Source organism: Citrobacter sp. VF227, from assembly GCF_052950715.1.
The window spans coordinates 1-255 of record NZ_JBRFVF010000724.1 but is presented as its reverse complement, the minus strand read 5'-3'; the positions used below and the strand labels follow the sequence as shown (position 1 = coordinate 255).

Annotated in this window: 1 rRNA gene; it reads right to left on the bottom strand. The window is 53.3% G+C overall.

The window, feature by feature from the left end:
* A 23S ribosomal RNA gene (locus tag ACU8YC_RS28735) occupies positions 1 to 255 on the bottom strand; the annotation flags it as partial.

Genomic DNA, 255 nt, shown 5'->3' with positions numbered 1-255 from the left:
GCTTATGCCTTTGCACTAACCTCCTGATGTCCGACCAGGATTAGCTAACCTTCGTGCTCCTCCGTTACTCTTTAGGAGGAGACCGCCCCAGTCAAACTACCCACCAGACACTGTCCGCAACCCGGATTACGGGTCCACGTTAGAACACCAGCCATTAAAGGGTGGTATTTCAAGGTTGGCTCCACGCAGACTGGCGTCCACGCTTCAAAGCCTCCCACCTATCCTACACATCAAGGACCAGTGTTCAGTGTCAAG